Source organism: Agrococcus sp. DT81.2, from assembly GCF_049844935.1.
In the GTDB taxonomy this organism is placed as follows: domain Bacteria; phylum Actinomycetota; class Actinomycetes; order Actinomycetales; family Microbacteriaceae; genus Agrococcus.
Genome location: NZ_JBNCLZ010000003.1, coordinates 1 through 13,949 on the forward strand (window position 1 = coordinate 1; position 13,949 = coordinate 13,949).

12 protein-coding genes are annotated in these 13,949 nt (G+C 73.2%); 7 read left to right on the forward strand and 5 right to left on the reverse strand.

The window, feature by feature from the left end; translation table 11 throughout:
• Positions 1-196 precede the first annotated feature (196 nt).
• Positions 197-1,096: a phosphoribosylaminoimidazolesuccinocarboxamide synthase gene (locus ACLQ21_RS06335; RefSeq protein ID WP_425662422.1), complete on the reverse strand. Its 900-nt coding sequence runs from the start codon at positions 1,094-1,096 to the stop codon at positions 197-199.
• On the reverse strand, positions 1,093-2,352 hold the full coding sequence (gene purD / locus ACLQ21_RS06340; protein ID WP_425662423.1) for a phosphoribosylamine--glycine ligase: 1,260 nt from the start codon (positions 2,350-2,352) through the stop codon (positions 1,093-1,095). The genes ACLQ21_RS06335 and purD overlap by 4 nt, the downstream gene beginning before the upstream one ends.
• 147 nt (positions 2,353-2,499) lie before the next feature.
• On the opposite strand from purD, the gene ACLQ21_RS06345 reads away from it, so the two are divergent.
• The 4 genes from ACLQ21_RS06345 to ACLQ21_RS06360 are packed head-to-tail and all read left to right on the forward strand — an operon-like array spanning position 2,500 to position 5,270.
• Positions 2,500-2,973, forward strand: coding sequence for a DUF2243 domain-containing protein (locus ACLQ21_RS06345; protein WP_425662424.1), 474 nt, complete (start codon positions 2,500-2,502; stop codon positions 2,971-2,973).
• A 2-nt stretch (positions 2,974-2,975) separates the two neighbouring features.
• Positions 2,976-3,827 carry a cytochrome c oxidase assembly protein gene (locus ACLQ21_RS06350; RefSeq protein WP_425662425.1) on the forward strand — a complete coding sequence of 284 codons (852 nt, stop codon included), beginning with the start codon at positions 2,976-2,978 and terminating at the stop codon, positions 3,825-3,827.
• A gap of 9 nt (positions 3,828-3,836) precedes the next feature.
• On the forward strand, positions 3,837-4,199 hold the full coding sequence (locus ACLQ21_RS06355) for a sterol carrier family protein (RefSeq protein WP_425662426.1): 363 nt from the start codon (positions 3,837-3,839) through the stop codon (positions 4,197-4,199).
• A gap of 60 nt (positions 4,200-4,259) precedes the next feature.
• Positions 4,260-5,270, forward strand: coding sequence for a hypothetical protein (locus ACLQ21_RS06360; RefSeq protein ID WP_425662427.1), 1,011 nt, complete (start codon positions 4,260-4,262; stop codon positions 5,268-5,270).
• 117 nt (positions 5,271-5,387) lie between these two features.
• Here the strand turns inward: ACLQ21_RS06360 and ACLQ21_RS06365 are convergent, their stop codons facing one another.
• Positions 5,388-6,710 carry a short-chain fatty acid transporter gene (locus tag ACLQ21_RS06365; RefSeq protein WP_425662428.1) on the reverse strand — a complete coding sequence of 441 codons (1,323 nt, stop codon included), beginning with the start codon at positions 6,708-6,710 and terminating at the stop codon, positions 5,388-5,390.
• Between the two features lie 117 nt (positions 6,711-6,827).
• Complete coding sequence (locus tag ACLQ21_RS06370; RefSeq protein ID WP_425662429.1) at positions 6,828-9,728, reverse strand: cation-translocating P-type ATPase; 2,901 nt, start codon at positions 9,726-9,728, stop codon at positions 6,828-6,830.
• A 132-nt stretch (positions 9,729-9,860) separates the two neighbouring features.
• Between ACLQ21_RS06370 and ACLQ21_RS06375 the strand changes: the two genes are divergently transcribed.
• Both ACLQ21_RS06375 and ACLQ21_RS06380 read left to right on the forward strand, forming a co-directional pair.
• Positions 9,861-10,373, forward strand: a complete 513-nt coding sequence (locus ACLQ21_RS06375; protein ID WP_425662430.1) for a hypothetical protein — start codon at positions 9,861-9,863, stop codon at positions 10,371-10,373.
• Between the two features lies 1 nt (position 10,374).
• Positions 10,375-11,511, forward strand: coding sequence for a hypothetical protein (locus ACLQ21_RS06380; protein ID WP_425662431.1), 1,137 nt, complete (start codon positions 10,375-10,377; stop codon positions 11,509-11,511).
• Here the strand turns inward: ACLQ21_RS06380 and purF are convergent.
• On the reverse strand, positions 11,504-12,961 hold the full coding sequence (gene purF / locus ACLQ21_RS06385; RefSeq protein WP_425662432.1) for an amidophosphoribosyltransferase: 1,458 nt from the start codon (positions 12,959-12,961) through the stop codon (positions 11,504-11,506). The genes ACLQ21_RS06380 and purF overlap by 8 nt on opposite strands.
• Positions 12,962-13,088: 127 nt before the next feature.
• Here purF and ACLQ21_RS06390 point away from each other — a divergent pair, with 127 nt between their 5' ends.
• Entirely contained in the window at positions 13,089-13,949 is an 861-nt protein-coding gene (locus ACLQ21_RS06390) for an SDR family oxidoreductase (protein ID WP_425662433.1), read from the forward strand.

Sequence of the window (13,949 nt, forward strand, 5' to 3'; positions counted from 1 at the left end):
CCCCAGCCGAAGTCCTCGCCCGACTACTCTCAACCCCGACAGAAGACACCGCGTTGCACTAGACCCTGGAAACCGCCCGCCTTCGGCGTCGGCGCGGCTCAACCAGCGGAAGGAGCTCCGGCTCGTCAGGTATAGGGCGACCGGCTCGAAAGCGCGACTCGTGCGAGCACATCCCCCTATACCTGCGGTGGGCGGCTCAGCCGGCCGACGTCAGCCGCTCCAGCAGCTCGCGGTAGCGCGCCGCCGTGCGCTCGACGACCTCGGCGGGGAGCGCGGGCGGCACGCCTTCGCCGTCCCAGTGCTCCGAGAGCCAGTTGCGCACGATCTGCTTGTCGAACGACTCGACGCGGCCCTCCGCGAGCGGCGCCGCATCCCAGTAGCGCGACGAGTCCGACGTGAGCACCTCATCTGCGAGCACGAGCTCGCCGGTGACGCGGTCGCGCCCGAACTCGAACTTCGTGTCGGCGAGCACCAGGCCGGCCTCGGCCGCGATCGCGGCGCCCTGCTCGAACACGCGCAGCGACAGGTCGCGGATCGCGGCGGCATCCTCCGCGCCGACGAGCTCGACGGTGCGCTCGAACGAGACGTTCTCGTCGTGCTCGCCCTGCGGCGCCTTCCAGGCGGGCGTGTAGATCGGCGTCGGCAGGGCGTCGCCATCGACGAGGCCCGCAGGCAGCGCGACGCCCGAGATCGCGCCGACCTGCTGGTACTCCTTGAGGCCGGAACCCGTCACGCGGCCGCGCACCACGCACTCGACGGGCAGCATGTCGAGGGTGCGCACGAGCATCCCGCGCCCTCGCACGACCTCGGGCGTCCGCGCGTCGGCGTCGGCAGCGAGCTGCGATGGCAGCCCGAGCCGGTCGATCCACCAGCGCGTGAGCGTCGTCAGCAGCTCGCCCTTGCCCGGGATCGCGGGCTCGAGCACGTGGTCGAACGCCGAGACGCGGTCCGAGGCGACCATGAGCATCTCGGGCGCGGTCCCGAGGTCGAGACCCGCGGGCACGTACAGCTCCCGCACCTTGCCGCTGTAGGCGAGCTCCCACCCGGCCGCCAGCAGCGTCTCCCGCTCAGCGGCGGCCGAGTCCGCTTCGGTCATGCCCGCGCGGCGATGTCGGTGCGCGCCTGCCCGCCCTCGAGGCCGATGCGCCCCAGGCCCGCGTAGGCGCGCTCGCGGGCCTCGGCGATCGTCGCGCCGGTGCCGACCACGTTGAGCACCCGGCCGCCCGTCGCGGTGAGCCCGAGCTCGCCGGCGCCGGTCGCGGCGTGCAGCACCTGCACGCCCTCGAGCGCCATCGCCTCGTCGACGCCCGTGATGCGCCGGCCGGTGATGGGGTCGCCCGGGTAGCCCTCGCTCGCGAGCACGACCGTGACGGCGGCCGAGTCCTTCCACCGCAGCGGCGGTGCGGTGTCGAGCGAGCCGTTCGCGGCGGCCAGCAGCACGTCCGCGAGGCCTGACTCGATCCGCGGCAGCACGACCTGCGTCTCCGGGTCGCCGAAGCGGGCGTTGAACTCGATGACCTTCACGCCGTCATCGGTCACGATGAGCCCGCAGTAGAGGAGCCCGACGAACGGCGTGCCGGCATCGGCCATCGCCTTGATCGTGGGCAGCGCGACGGTGCGCACGACCTCGTCGACGAACGCTGCCTCGCTGCCGAAGCGACCGGCCAGCCACGGCAGCGGCGAGTACGCGCCCATGCCGCCGGTGTTGGGCCCGGTGTCGCCGTCGCCGAGGCGCTTGAAGTCCTGCGCGGGCGCGAGCGGCACCGCGTGCACGCCGTCGGTGATCACGAACAGGCTCACCTCGGGTCCGGCGAGGTACTCCTCGATGAGCAGCGGCCCGTCGGGCAGGAACGCCTCGGCGTGCGCCTCGGCCGCGGCGCGGTCGTCGGTGACGATGACGCCCTTACCGGCGGCGAGGCCGTCGGCCTTCAGCACCCACGGGGGAGCGGATGCGTCGAGCGCGGCACGCACGTCGTCGAGCGACCGCGCGATGGAGTCCGTGCCGGTCGGCACGCCCGCGCGGGCCATGACGTCCTTCGCGAACGACTTCGAGCCCTCGATCGCGGCCGCCGCCTTCGTCGGGCCGAACGCGGGCACGCCCGCCTTGCGCAGCGCATCCGCCACGCCCGCGACGAGCGGGGCCTCCGGACCGATCACGACGAGGTCGAAGCCGCCGTCGGCGGCGAACTCGGCGACGAGGTCGGGGTGCTTGATGTCGACGCGCACCGTCTCGACCTCCGCCGCGATGCCGGCGTTGCCGGGCGCGGCCGTGATCTCGTGGCCACCCTCCGCAAGGAGTGCCGCGATGATGGCGTGCTCGCGCGCGCCGCTGCCGAGAACCAGGATCCGCACCCGCCCATTGTACGAACCAGGGGAGTCCGACTCGCGCGCGGGGTGGTTCGGCTGCCCGGCGCTCGAGGCGAAGCCTGGATGCGCGCCGATTGTGGGCGGGATGCGCGCCGCTCAGAATGGGGGACAGATCGGACGGAGGAGGCCCCGATGGCGACGACCACCGCCGCACTCGCGTCACCCGCCGCGCGCTCCGATCGCCGCCTGATCGGCTCGGGGCTGCTGTTCGGCGCCGGCATCGCCGCGTCGGTCATCGACCTGCTGATCTTCCACCTCGTGCTGCAGTGGCACCACTTCTACGACCTCTCCACTCTGGAGGTCGCGCTCGCCGCCGACGGGCTCTTCCACGCCGTGGCGTGGGGCATGACCGTGGCGGGGCTGTTCCTGCTCGCCGACGCCGGCCGGCGTGGCGGCATCGCGTGGACACGCTGGTGGGGCGCGGTGCTCGCCGGGCTCGGCGGCTTCCAGATCCTCGACGCCGGCATCCTGCACAAGCTGCTCGGCCTCCACCAGATCCGCTACGACGTCGACCTGCTGCCCTACGACCTCGCCTGGTTCGGCGGCTCGGCCATCGCCCTCGCGGTCGGCCTCGTCATCCTCTGGCGCACGCGCACTCGCGAGTGAGCATGCGAGCGACGCTCGCGTCGGCTGGGCACGTGCATGGCACGGCGACGGATGTCGACGCGTGGGCGCTCCTCGAGGGTGCGGCGCTCGCGGCGGTCGGCGTCGCCGCGGCCCTCTACGCGATCGCGCTGTGGACCTCACGCCGACGCAGCCCGTGGCCGCTCGGCCGCACGCTGTGCTGGTTCGCCGGCATCGTCTGCGCCGCGCTTGCGCTCGGGCCGATCGCCCGTGCCGCGCACGAGAGCTTCACGGCGCACATGGTCGGGCACCTGCTGCTCGGCATGCTCGCGCCGCTGCTGCTCGTGCTGGGCGCCCCGGTGACGCTCGCGCTGCGAGCACTGCCCGTCGACGACGCCCGTGCCCTCTCCCGGCTGCTGCGCTCGCCCGTGGTGCGATGGGTGACGCATCCGATCGTCGCGGCGGTGCTCAACGCGGGCGGCCTGTGGCTGCTCTACGGTCCCGGGCTCGGCCCGACCGCATCCGACGACGCCGGCCTCTTCGCGCTCATGCACGGCTCCGCCATCGTGCACGCGGTCGTGCACCTGCACATCTTCCTCGCGGGCTACGTCTTCACGGCGTCGATCGTCGGGCGCGACCCCGACCCTCACCGCGCATCGCTGGCCGTGCGGGCGGCGGTGCTCATCGCGTTCATCGCGGTGCACTCGATGCTTGCGAAGCGGCTCTACGGGCATCCGCCCGCGGGTGTGGACGCGCTCGACGCGCAGGTCGGCTCGCAGGTCATGTACTACGGCGGCGACGCCGTCGACGTCACGCTCATGGTGCTGCTGGGTCTCGGCTGGTTCGCCGCCACGCGGCCGCGGCCCGGAGCGGTGCCCGTGGCGGCGACGACGTAGCCTGGCAGGGTGGCGAAGCGCATCCCCGACCTCGACGGCATGGCTGCCGTGACCGCCGCGCTCGAGCCCGACGCGGGCAGGTCCGACCGGGCGCTCGCGGTGCGGTACACGCTGCAGTGCCTCGCCGAGCGGGCGCCGGGCAAGAGCGTCGAGGTGCGGGTGCCGCCCTTCGGCGCCGTGCAGGCGGTCGAGGGGCCCGGGCACACGCGTGGCACGCCGCCGAACGTCGTCGAGACGGATGCCGCGACCTGGCTCGCGCTCGCGACCGGCGCCGAGCCGTGGGCGGATGCCGTGGGTCGCGGCGCGGTGCGCGCCTCGGGCGTGCGCGCCGACGTGTCGCCGTGGCTGCCGCTCGTGCGAGCGGAGCGCTAGCGCGGCGATCCCCGCGCATCCGGGCGCCCACAGCAGCGCCACGGGGCCCATACTGAGCACATGGCCCAGGTCGTCCGCCCAATGGGGTTCATCGGTCCGCTCGTCGTGATGGTGATCGGCATCGTGCTGCTGTTCAACGGCGTCCCCGCGCTCTTCCAGTGGCTCAGCTGGGTGGCGCAGACGGCGGTCCTGATCGGGGTCGAGGGCGCGCTCGAGACGGCGCTGCTGCCGCTGCTGCTCGCCGGCGGCGCCTCGTTCGTGGGCCTCATGATGCTGCGCGGCGGCTTCGGCGCGCTGCGCTCCGTCGCGCGCGGCGCCACGCAGCGCGCGCAGGCGCAGCTGCGCGGCGGCGTGCAGCAGGTGCGGCACGAGGCCGGGCAGCGCTACGCCGACGCCCGCCGCGAGGTCGGCCAGCGCTACGGCGAGGCGCGCGCGCAGGCGGAGCACCTCCAGCCGTCGTCGCAGCAGGGTTGGTTCGAGCGCATCGAGTCGCTCGGCCGCCAGGTCGAGAGCGAGCGCGAGCGCCGCGCCGGCCAGCCGGCCGCCCCGCAGCAGCCGCCGCGCCACCCGCAGCAGCAGCGCCCGACGCAGCAGCAGCGCTCGCCGCAGCAGCAGCAACCGCAGCGGCAGCAGCAGCAGCCGCAGCAGCACCGGTCGCAGCCCGCCCCTCACCAGCAGCCTGCGCAGCACCAGTCGCAGCCGGCGCCGCACCAGCAGCCTGCGCAGCAGCCGCGCGAGCACCACGCACCTGGCGGCGAGCGGCTCGGCCGCATCGAGCAGCTCCGCCAGCGGGTCGACAGCCGCGTGCAGCAGGCGGGTCAGCTGCAGGACGCCGGCATCCAGGCGGCGCAGCGCGTGCGGCAGGCCGCGAACGACGAGGCGGCGCGCGTCCAGCAGCGGCAGCTGCCGAACCCATCCGACGACGTCACCGCCCTCATCGGGCGCCTCGACCGTGCCGACGGCGAGCGAGTGCGCCGCCATGCCTCGTCGCTCACGCGCTCGTCGCTGCGCGCCTCGTCGGTGTCGAAGACGTCGCTACGGCTCAACTCGCTGCTCGCCCGTCGCCACTGACGCTTCACGCCGCCGCAGCCGCCCGCGCCTTCCGTCGAACTTCCCCGAACTCGGGGCTTCGCGGCCCGATTCCCGCGGTTCGGGGAAGTTCGACGGGGCGGGCGGTGGGGTCCGTCGCTAAAGGGACCAGAAGAACAGCACCGCGGCGAAGACGATGCCGGAGGCGATCAGGGTCACGGTCGTGTAGCCGAGGATGTCGCGCATCTTGAGGCCAGCGATCGCGAGCAGCGGCAGGGCCCAGAACGGCTGGATCATGTTCGTCCACTGGTCGCCGTACGCCACCGCCATGATCGGGATCGCCGGGTCGACGCCGATGCGCTCGGCCGCGTCGAGCAGGATCGGCGCCTGCACCGCGAACTGCCCGCCGCCGGAGGGCACGAAGAAGTTCACGAGCCCCGCGGAGAGCAGCGCGAGCATGCCGAACGTCTGCGGCGTCGCGATGGCGACGAACGCATCCGAGAACACCGCGATGAGGCCGGATGCGGTCATCATGCCGAGGATGCCGGCGTACAGCGGGAACTGCAGCAGGATCTCGCCGACGTTCGACGCGGCCTCCTTCGTGAGCCGGATGACCTCGAAGGGGCTGCGCACCAGCAGGAAGATCAGCGCCAGGAACGACCAGTTGACGATGTCGAGCGTGATCGTGCCGCCCTGCGCGAAGTGCACGACGAGGTAGAACACGAGCGCTGCACCGACGAGCATCGTCACGATGCGGCTCGCGTCGATCCGGTCGGCGGGCGTGACGACCTCCTCCTCGTGCTCGACGAGCTGCTCGCGCGCGTCGATCTCGAGCTCCACGATCCGATCGCTGCCGCGCGGCGCCACGAGCGACAGGGCGACGGCGACCGCGACGATGGTCGCGACCGCGCCGATGAGGTTCGGCAGCGCGAACGTCGTCTCGGTGACGGGGATGACCTGGCCGCCGAGGTGCTCGGCGATGAAGGAGTCGGGGGTCGCCGCGGTGAGCGGGCCGGAGCCCGAGTAGCCCATGTGCCACACGACGAAGCCCGAGAAGCCGGCGGCGACCAGCATCGGGAAGTGCAGGCGCAGCCCCCGCTCCCTGCCCGAGGCGGCGACCTCGCGTGCCAGCAGGCCGCCGACGACGAGGCCGAGGCCCCAGGTGATGAGCGACGCGACCGCCGCGATCACGAAGACGAACAGGTACGCCTGCACCGGCGTCTGCGGCAGGGCCGCGAGCCGCGTCAGCAGCTTCCGCACCGGGCGGGTGTTGGCGAGCATGTGACCCAGCAGCAGGATGAGCGCCATCTGCGTCATGAACGCGAGCAGGCCCGACAGTCCATCGCCCCAGCCCTTGACGAGCTCGACCGGGTTCGTCTGCGTGACCGTGAGCGCGAGCAGCGCGACGATCAGCGTGAGGACGATGGCGAAGACGAGCGCCGACGGGATCCACCGTTCGACCACGGTGTTGATGGGCCGCATGGCCCGAGCCAGCGGGGCGCCGGATCGCTGGGTATCGACAGGGGCGTTCGACATGCTTCACCTCGTTGTGTGCGGAGATCGGTAATGGGCCTAGGGGACCAAGACCGACACTAGCGATCAGCGGAGGGGCGAGGCGCCGTCCCGGCCCCGAGCGCGCACCACGAGCTTGCGCAGCTCGTCGAGCCACAGCACGCACGACGCGAGCCCGAGGCACACGAGCCACTGCGCGAGCGAGAGCGGCGCCGTGCCGAACGCGGCCTGCAGCAGCGGCACGTGCACGACGAGCACCTGTGTGACGACGCCGAACGCGATCGCCGCCCACAGCCAGCGGTTCGCGAGCAGCCCCGTGAAGGCGGATGCCGACTCGGAGCGGGCGTTGAGCGCGTTGCACAGCTGCGCGAGCACGAGCGTGGTGAAGGCCGCGGTGCGGGCGGTGTCGACGCTCTCGCCGCCCTCCACGAGCCCGCCCGGCAGGTGGATGTCGATCGCGAGCAGCGTGACCACCGCCATCGCCGCCCCCATCGAGACGATCCATCCCCACATCCGCCCGTCGATCACTCGGTCGTCGCGTGCTCGCGGCGGCCGCGCCATCACGTCCTCCGTCTCGGGGTCGACACCCATCGCGAGCGCGGGACCCGAGTCGGTGACGAGGTTGATCCAGAGGATCTGCGTCGCCAGCAGCGGCACGACCATCGCGTCGCCCTCGCCGGTGAGCCCGAGGAAGCCGGCGAGCAGCACGCCGAGCAGCATCGTCAACACCTCGCCCATGTTCGACGAGAGCAGGTAGCGCAGGAACTTGCGGATGTTGCCGAAGATCACGCGGCCCTGCCGCACCGCCGCCACGATCGTGGCGAAGTCGTCGTCGGTCAGGATCATCGCGGCGGCCTCCTTCGAGACCTCGGTGCCCGTGATGCCCATCGCGACGCCGATGTCGGCCTTGCGCAGCGCCGGGGCGTCGTTGACGCCGTCGCCGGTCATCGACACGATGTGGCCGTCCGCCTGCAGCGCCTCGATGATGCGCAGCTTGTGCTCGGGCGCGACGCGCGCGAAGACCGACGTCTCCCGCACGGCCGCGCGCAGCGCATCCTCGTCCATCGCATCCAGCTCCGGGCCGGCCACGGCGCGGCCTCCGTCGGTGATGCCCAGCTCCTGCGCGATGCGGAGCGCGGTCGCGGGGTGGTCGCCCGTGATCATGACGATGCGGATGCCGGCACCGCGCGCCTGCGCGACCGCGTCGGCCGCCTCGCTGCGCGGCGGGTCGATGATGCCGACCGTGCCGACGAGGATCAGGTCGCGCTCGAGCGCGAGCCCGGCCTCCGCGTCGAAGACGCCGTCAGGGCCGGTCGCGGCGGCGAGCTCCTCGGGCTCGAGCGGGCGGTAGGCGACGGCGAGCGTCCGCAGCGCCTGTGCGGACATCGACGCGACGTCGTCGCGCACCCCCTCCCGGTCCTCGGGCGTGAGCGCCTCGAGCTCGAGCCCGCGCCGCGTGCGCGAGCAGCGCTCGAGCAGCACGTCCGGCGCGCCCTTCGAGATGAGCACCGGCCGCGGCCGGCCCGCGATGCGGTCCTCGGCATCCTCGACGACCACCGACATGAGCTTGCGCTCCGACGTGAACGGCACCTCGCCGATGCGCGTGAACCGCTGCCGGCGTCGCTCGCTGAGGCCCGCCTTGCGCTCCGCCACCACGAAGGCCGCCTCCGTCGGGTCGCCGACCACGACCCAGCTGCCGTCGTCGTCCTGCCGCACCTCGGCGTTCGAGGCGAGGGTGCCGCCGGAGAGCACGACGATGTCCTCCTCGCGCAGGTCGAGCTCCGGATCCTGCTCGAGCAGCGGCTTGCCCTCGACGAGCACGTCGCCGTCGGGGGCGTAGCCGACGCCGGAGATGTCAGCGACGCCTGAGCGGGAGTGCACCTTGAGCATCGTCATCTCGTTGCGGGTGAGGGTGCCGGTCTTGTCGGAGCAGATGACGGATGCCGACCCGAGCGTCTCGACCGAGGACAGGTTCTTCACGATCGCGCCGCGCTCGCTCATCGCCTGCACGCCGATCGACAGCACGACCGAGAGGATCGCCGGTAGCCCCTCCGGCACGGCGGCCACCGCGAGCGAGACGCCGACGAGCAGCACGTCGACGGCGTCCTGCACCGAGCGGATGCCGCTCGTGAGGCCGATCGCGAGCATCACGACCGCGGCGATGACGACGACGGCGATGCCGAGCGTGCGGCCCACGCGGGCGATCTCGCGCTGCAGCGGCGTGGGCTCCTGCTCGGTGTCGGCGAGCAGGGCCGCGACCTTGCCCATCTCGGTGCGCATCCCGGTCGCGGTGACGACGGCTCGGCCCACGCCCTGCGTGACGGCGGTGCCCTTGAAGACCATGTTCGTGCGATCGCCGAGCGGCACCGGCCCGGCGAGTGGGCTCGTCGACTTCGTCACCGGCGCCGATTCACCGGTGAGCGCGGCTTCGGCGATCTGCAGCGACGACGACGTGAGCAGGCGCGCGTCGGCGCCGACCGAGTCGCCCTCCGAGAGGGAGAGGAGGTCGCCGGGCACGAGCTCGGCCGCCGACACCCGCTCGATGCGGCCGTCGCGGACGACCGAGGCGGTGACGGCGGTCATGTCCTTCAGCGCCGCCACGGCATCCGCTGCCTTCGCCTCCTGGGCGTAGCCGAGCAGGGCGTTGGCGATCACGACGAGCAGGATGACGATCGCGTCGACCGGTGCGCCGTGCGCGCCCTCGAACAGCCACGCCGCGGTCGAGATGGCGACGGCGACGAGCAGCAGCACGATGAGCGGATCGGCGAACTGCCGCGCGATGCGCCGCCACGCCGGCTCCGGCGGCGCGGCATCGAGCTCGTTCGCGCCCCATCGCTCCCGGCGCTCGCCCACCGCATCCGCGCTCAGCCCGGATTGCGGGTCGGTGCCTGCCTCGCGCGCCGCGGCTCCGGTATCGAGGAGCGTCCACTCGACCGCGTCGTCGCCAGCCCCCGACTCCGTCCGGGGCGATCGGGGGCTGTCGGTCACGATCGGGCTCCTGTCCTGACGCGATGCCGCGCTGTCGGGCGGTGGGCTCACCCGCACGCTATCGGCTGCTCGCGCACCCGGCCAGGCGCGGCGCCGCGCCTGGCTGCGCACCCGCGTGGGATGCTGGACGGCATGGACGCGACGCCCGATCAGGCCCCGCAGGACGACGGCGCAGTGCCGGCCGGCGGCGCAGTGCCGCCCACGGGGGCGTCGCCGTCGCAGCAGTCGCACGAGGAGCTGCGCGTGACCGTGCGCCGCTCACCGAAGTACGGCGTCTTCACGGCCATCGGCGCGCTCGTCGGCATCGTCGCCGCCTGGATCCTCACCTCGAGCGTCGGTCCGTCGGCCGATGCGACGGGCCAGCAGGTCGACACCACGCCCGTCATCGGCCTCATGCTCGTGGTCGGCTTCGTCGTCGGCGGCGTGCTGGGGGCGATCGTCGCGATCATCGTCGACCGCTCGCTCTCGAGGGGCACGCGCACGGTGCTCGCCGAGCGGATCGAGACACGTGACGCGGAGGCGCTGGAGGCGTCTCCGGCCGACGTGGGCGAGGCGGCGTTCGCGCCCCTCGAGCCGGCGGCCGACGATGGCGCCACCCCGCAGCGCGCTGCTGCGCCCGAGGACGACCGCCCGCGCGAGGGCTGACATGCCGGCTCGGCGCGCGCGGCTCGGGCTGGCGCATGCGCTCGCCTGGACGGCGATCGGCCTCGCGATGACCGCCATCGCGACGGATGCGCTGCGGCACGACGGCGGATCGCTCGCGCTCGCGTTCGGCGGCGCGCTCGCGGCTGCCGGAGCCGCTGTCGGCCTGCTCCTGCCGCGGATCGCGGGCGCCCGCCCGCTCGCGCTCGCGGCCGGGGTCGTCGCCGCGCTGGCGATCGCCGCTGCCGCCGCACTCGCGCTGTTCGGCGAGCCTGTCGGTGTCGCGCCGGTCGCCGCGCTCGGGCTCGCCGCCGGCGCGCACAGCGCCGCGATGGCGGCCGCCGCGGTCCGCGACCCGACGCTCGCGCCGCGCGTCCGCGCCGCGCCCACGCTGCTCGCCGCCGCGGTCGGCGCGGCCTTCGTCGCAGCAGCCGCCCCGTCGCCCGCCATCACGTTCTGGGCGCTCCTCGCGACGGCCGTCGCCCTGGAGCTGCTCTCGCTCGCCCTGCTCGCGGTCGCCGGATCCGGCGCGTGGCCACAAGGCCTCGGATCGGGCATCCGGGATCGCGTCCAAGGCATGCCGGCCGTCGCCGCCCCGGCACCGCGTGCGCTGCTGGGCCTGCTGGTGCTCGCGGCCGCCGGGGCGGTCGCCATGGCAGCGCTGAGGCCCGCGCTCTCGGCGCTCGGCGCCGACGAGCCCGCGCCGGCGGGCCCCGCGGCGCTCACGCTCGCGATCGGCGCCGTCGCCGGCCCGCCGCTCGCGCGGCTCGCCGAGCGGCTCCTGCCGAGGCCCCGGGCCGCGGCCGCGCTCGCGACCCTCGGCGGCGTCGCGGCACTCGCGGCGCCGGTCGCGCGGCCCGGGGCCCTCGACCTCGCGGCGGCAGCGGTCCTCGGGTGCGCGCTCGCGGCAGCCGTCGCGCTCGCCGAGCTCGCGCGTCGCTCCGAGCTGGGGCTGTCGCGCGCGACGCCAGCCGTGCTGGCGCTCGCTGGCGCGGCGGGCGCCGCCCTCGCCGGCCTGCTGCTCGCCGCAGTGCCGCTGCCCGACGCCGTGCTCGCCGCGGCGCTCGCGTGCCTGGTCGCCGGGCTGGGCATGTGGGCGCCCGCCCTGCTGTCGGCGCCCGACCGGCAGCCGGCTAGCTGAGCTGCGTGCGCTCCACCCAGTCGAGGTACTCGGCGGTGACGGTGCCGGTCACGTACTCGCCCGTGAAGCACGACAGGTCGAGGCCCTCGACGTCGGAGCCGTCGAGGATGGCGCGCTGCAGGTCCTCCACCTCCTGGTAGACGAGGAAGTCGCTGCGGAGCGCCTCGTTCACCTGCGGGATGGACCGGCCGGACGCGATGAGCTCGGAGCGCGACGGCATGTTGATGCCGTAGACGTGCGGGTACCGCACCGGCGGCGCCGCCGACGTGAAGGTGACGGAGTTCGTGCCCACGGAGCGCATCATCTCGACGATCTCGCGGCTCGTGGTGCCGCGCACGATCGAGTCGTCGACGACGAGCACGTTCTTGCCGCGGAACTCGCTCTCGAGCACGTTGAGCTTCTGCTTCACCGACTTCTTGCGCTCCTGCTGCCCCGGCATGATGAAGGTGCGGCCGACGTAGCGGTTCTTGTAGAAGCCCTCGCGGTACTCGATGCCGAGCCGGCGGGCGACCTCCATCGCGGCGGGCCGCGACGAGTCGGGGATGGGCATGACCACATCGATGTTGCCTGCCGGCGTGTACTTCGCGATCGTGTCGGCGAGCCGCTCGCCCATGCGCAGCCGCGACTCGTAGACGTTGATGCCGTTCATGACCGAGTCGGGGCGCGCGAGGTACACGTACTCGAACGCGCACGGCAGCAGCACGGGGGAGTCGTGCGTCTGCGCCGCGGCGAGCTCGCCGTCGGGCGTGATGAAGATCGCCTCGCCGGGCGCGACGTCGCGCTCCAGGTGGAATCCCGAGCCCGTGAGCGCCACCGACTCGCTCGCGACCATCCACTCGGTGCGGCCGCTCTCGCCCACTCGCGAGCCGAGCACGAGGGGACGGATGCCGAAGGGGTCGCGGAACGCGAGCAGGCCGTGGCCGGCGATGAGCGCGATGACCCCGTAGGAGCCCTCGACCCGCTCGTGCACGCGGCGCACGGCCATGAAGAGCCGGTCGGCGTCGAGGTCGCCACCCTTGACGAGCGCCTGCAGCTCGGAGCCGAGCACGTTGACGAGCATCTCGGTGTCGCTGCCGGTGTTGACGTGCCGGTGGTCGACGGTCGCGAGCTCCTGCTCGAGCTCGCGCGTGTTCGTGAGGTTGCCGTTGTGCACCAGCACGATCCCGTAGGGAGCGTTCACATAGAACGGCTGCGCCTCGAGCTCGTTGGCCGCCTCCCCGCGCGTCGCGTAGCGCACGTGACCGAGGCCGAGGTTGCCGAGCAGCGCCCGCATGTCGCGCGTGCGGAACGCCTCGCGCACCTGGCCCTTCGCCTTCTTCACGTGGATCGAGCGCGCCTCGGCGGTGGCGATGCCGGTGGAGTCCTGCCCGCGGTGCTGGAGGAGCGCGAGTGCGTCGTAGACCTGCTGGTTGACGCTGGAGTCCGAGACGATGCCGACGATGCCGCACACAGGCGAGCTCCTTCTGTCGCGGGGGGAGGATGCCAGTCTAACGACCGGCGTGTGCCGCCCGGTCGCGGTCGGCGGATGCGTCCAGCCGCTCACGGGACGTCCAGGGAGCGGGAGCAGAGTGGGGTACATGCGCTTCGACACCGAATCGATCAAGAACTTGCCAGAGCAGACTCAGGAGTGGCCCGGCCGCACCGATGACCTGCAGCCGTTGCCCGACCACGGCGAGACGAGCTACACGGGCCGCGGCCGGCTCGAGGGCAAGCGCGCGCTCGTCACCGGCGGCGACTCCGGCATCGGTCGCGCGACCGCGATCGCCTTCGCGAAGGAGGGCGCCGACGTCGCGATCGCCTACCTGCCGCAGGAGCAGGACGACGCCGAGGAGACCCGCACGCACATCGAGGCGGCCGGTCGACGCGCCGTGCTCATCGCGACGGATCAGCGCACCGAGCAGGCGAACATCGAGCTCGCCCAGCAGGCGGTCGATGCGCTCGGCGGCCTCGACATCCTCGTGAACAACGCGGGCTACCAGATGGCCCAGGAGTCGCTCTCCGACATCACCGACGAGCAGCTGCGCCAGACGTTCGAGACGAACATCTTCGCGATGTTCAACCTCACGAAGGCCGTGCTGCCGCACCTCGGCGAGGGCGCCAGCATCATCAACTGCTCCTCGATCCAGGCGGTGGACCCCTCCGACACCCTGCTCGACTACGCCTCGACGAAGGCGGCCATCAACAACTTCACGGTGAACCTGGCGACCCAGGTCGGCGAGCGCGGCATCCGCGTCAACGCCGTCGCACCGGGTCCGATCTGGACGCCGCTGCAGCCGGCCACGAAGCCGAGCGTGAAGGACTTCGGCATGAACGCGCCGCTCGGCCGCCCTGGGCAGCCGATCGAGGTCGCGACGGCCTTCGTCTACCTCGCGAGCGACGAGGCGAGCTACGTCTCGGGCACGGTGCTCGGCGTCACCGGCGGCAAGCCGGTGTTCTGA

Bases quoted from the DNA above. Each gene is read 5' to 3' on its own strand.
- ACLQ21_RS06350 (WP_425662425.1), top strand. From the start codon at position 2,976: ATGCGAGCGACGCTCGCGTCGGCTGGGCACGTGCATGGCACGGCGACG.
- ACLQ21_RS06335 (WP_425662422.1), bottom strand. From the start codon at position 1,096: ATGACCGAAGCGGACTCGGCCGCCGCTGAGCGGGAGACGCTGCTGGCG.
- ACLQ21_RS06380 (WP_425662431.1), top strand. From the start codon at position 10,375: ATGCCGGCTCGGCGCGCGCGGCTCGGGCTGGCGCATGCGCTCGCCTGG.
- ACLQ21_RS06375 (WP_425662430.1), top strand. From the start codon at position 9,861: ATGGACGCGACGCCCGATCAGGCCCCGCAGGACGACGGCGCAGTGCCG.
- ACLQ21_RS06365 (WP_425662428.1), bottom strand. From the start codon at position 6,710: ATGCGGCCCATCAACACCGTGGTCGAACGGTGGATCCCGTCGGCGCTC.
- ACLQ21_RS06360 (WP_425662427.1), top strand. From the start codon at position 4,260: ATGGCCCAGGTCGTCCGCCCAATGGGGTTCATCGGTCCGCTCGTCGTG.
- ACLQ21_RS06390 (WP_425662433.1), top strand. From the start codon at position 13,089: ATGCGCTTCGACACCGAATCGATCAAGAACTTGCCAGAGCAGACTCAG.
- ACLQ21_RS06345 (WP_425662424.1), top strand. From the start codon at position 2,500: ATGGCGACGACCACCGCCGCACTCGCGTCACCCGCCGCGCGCTCCGAT.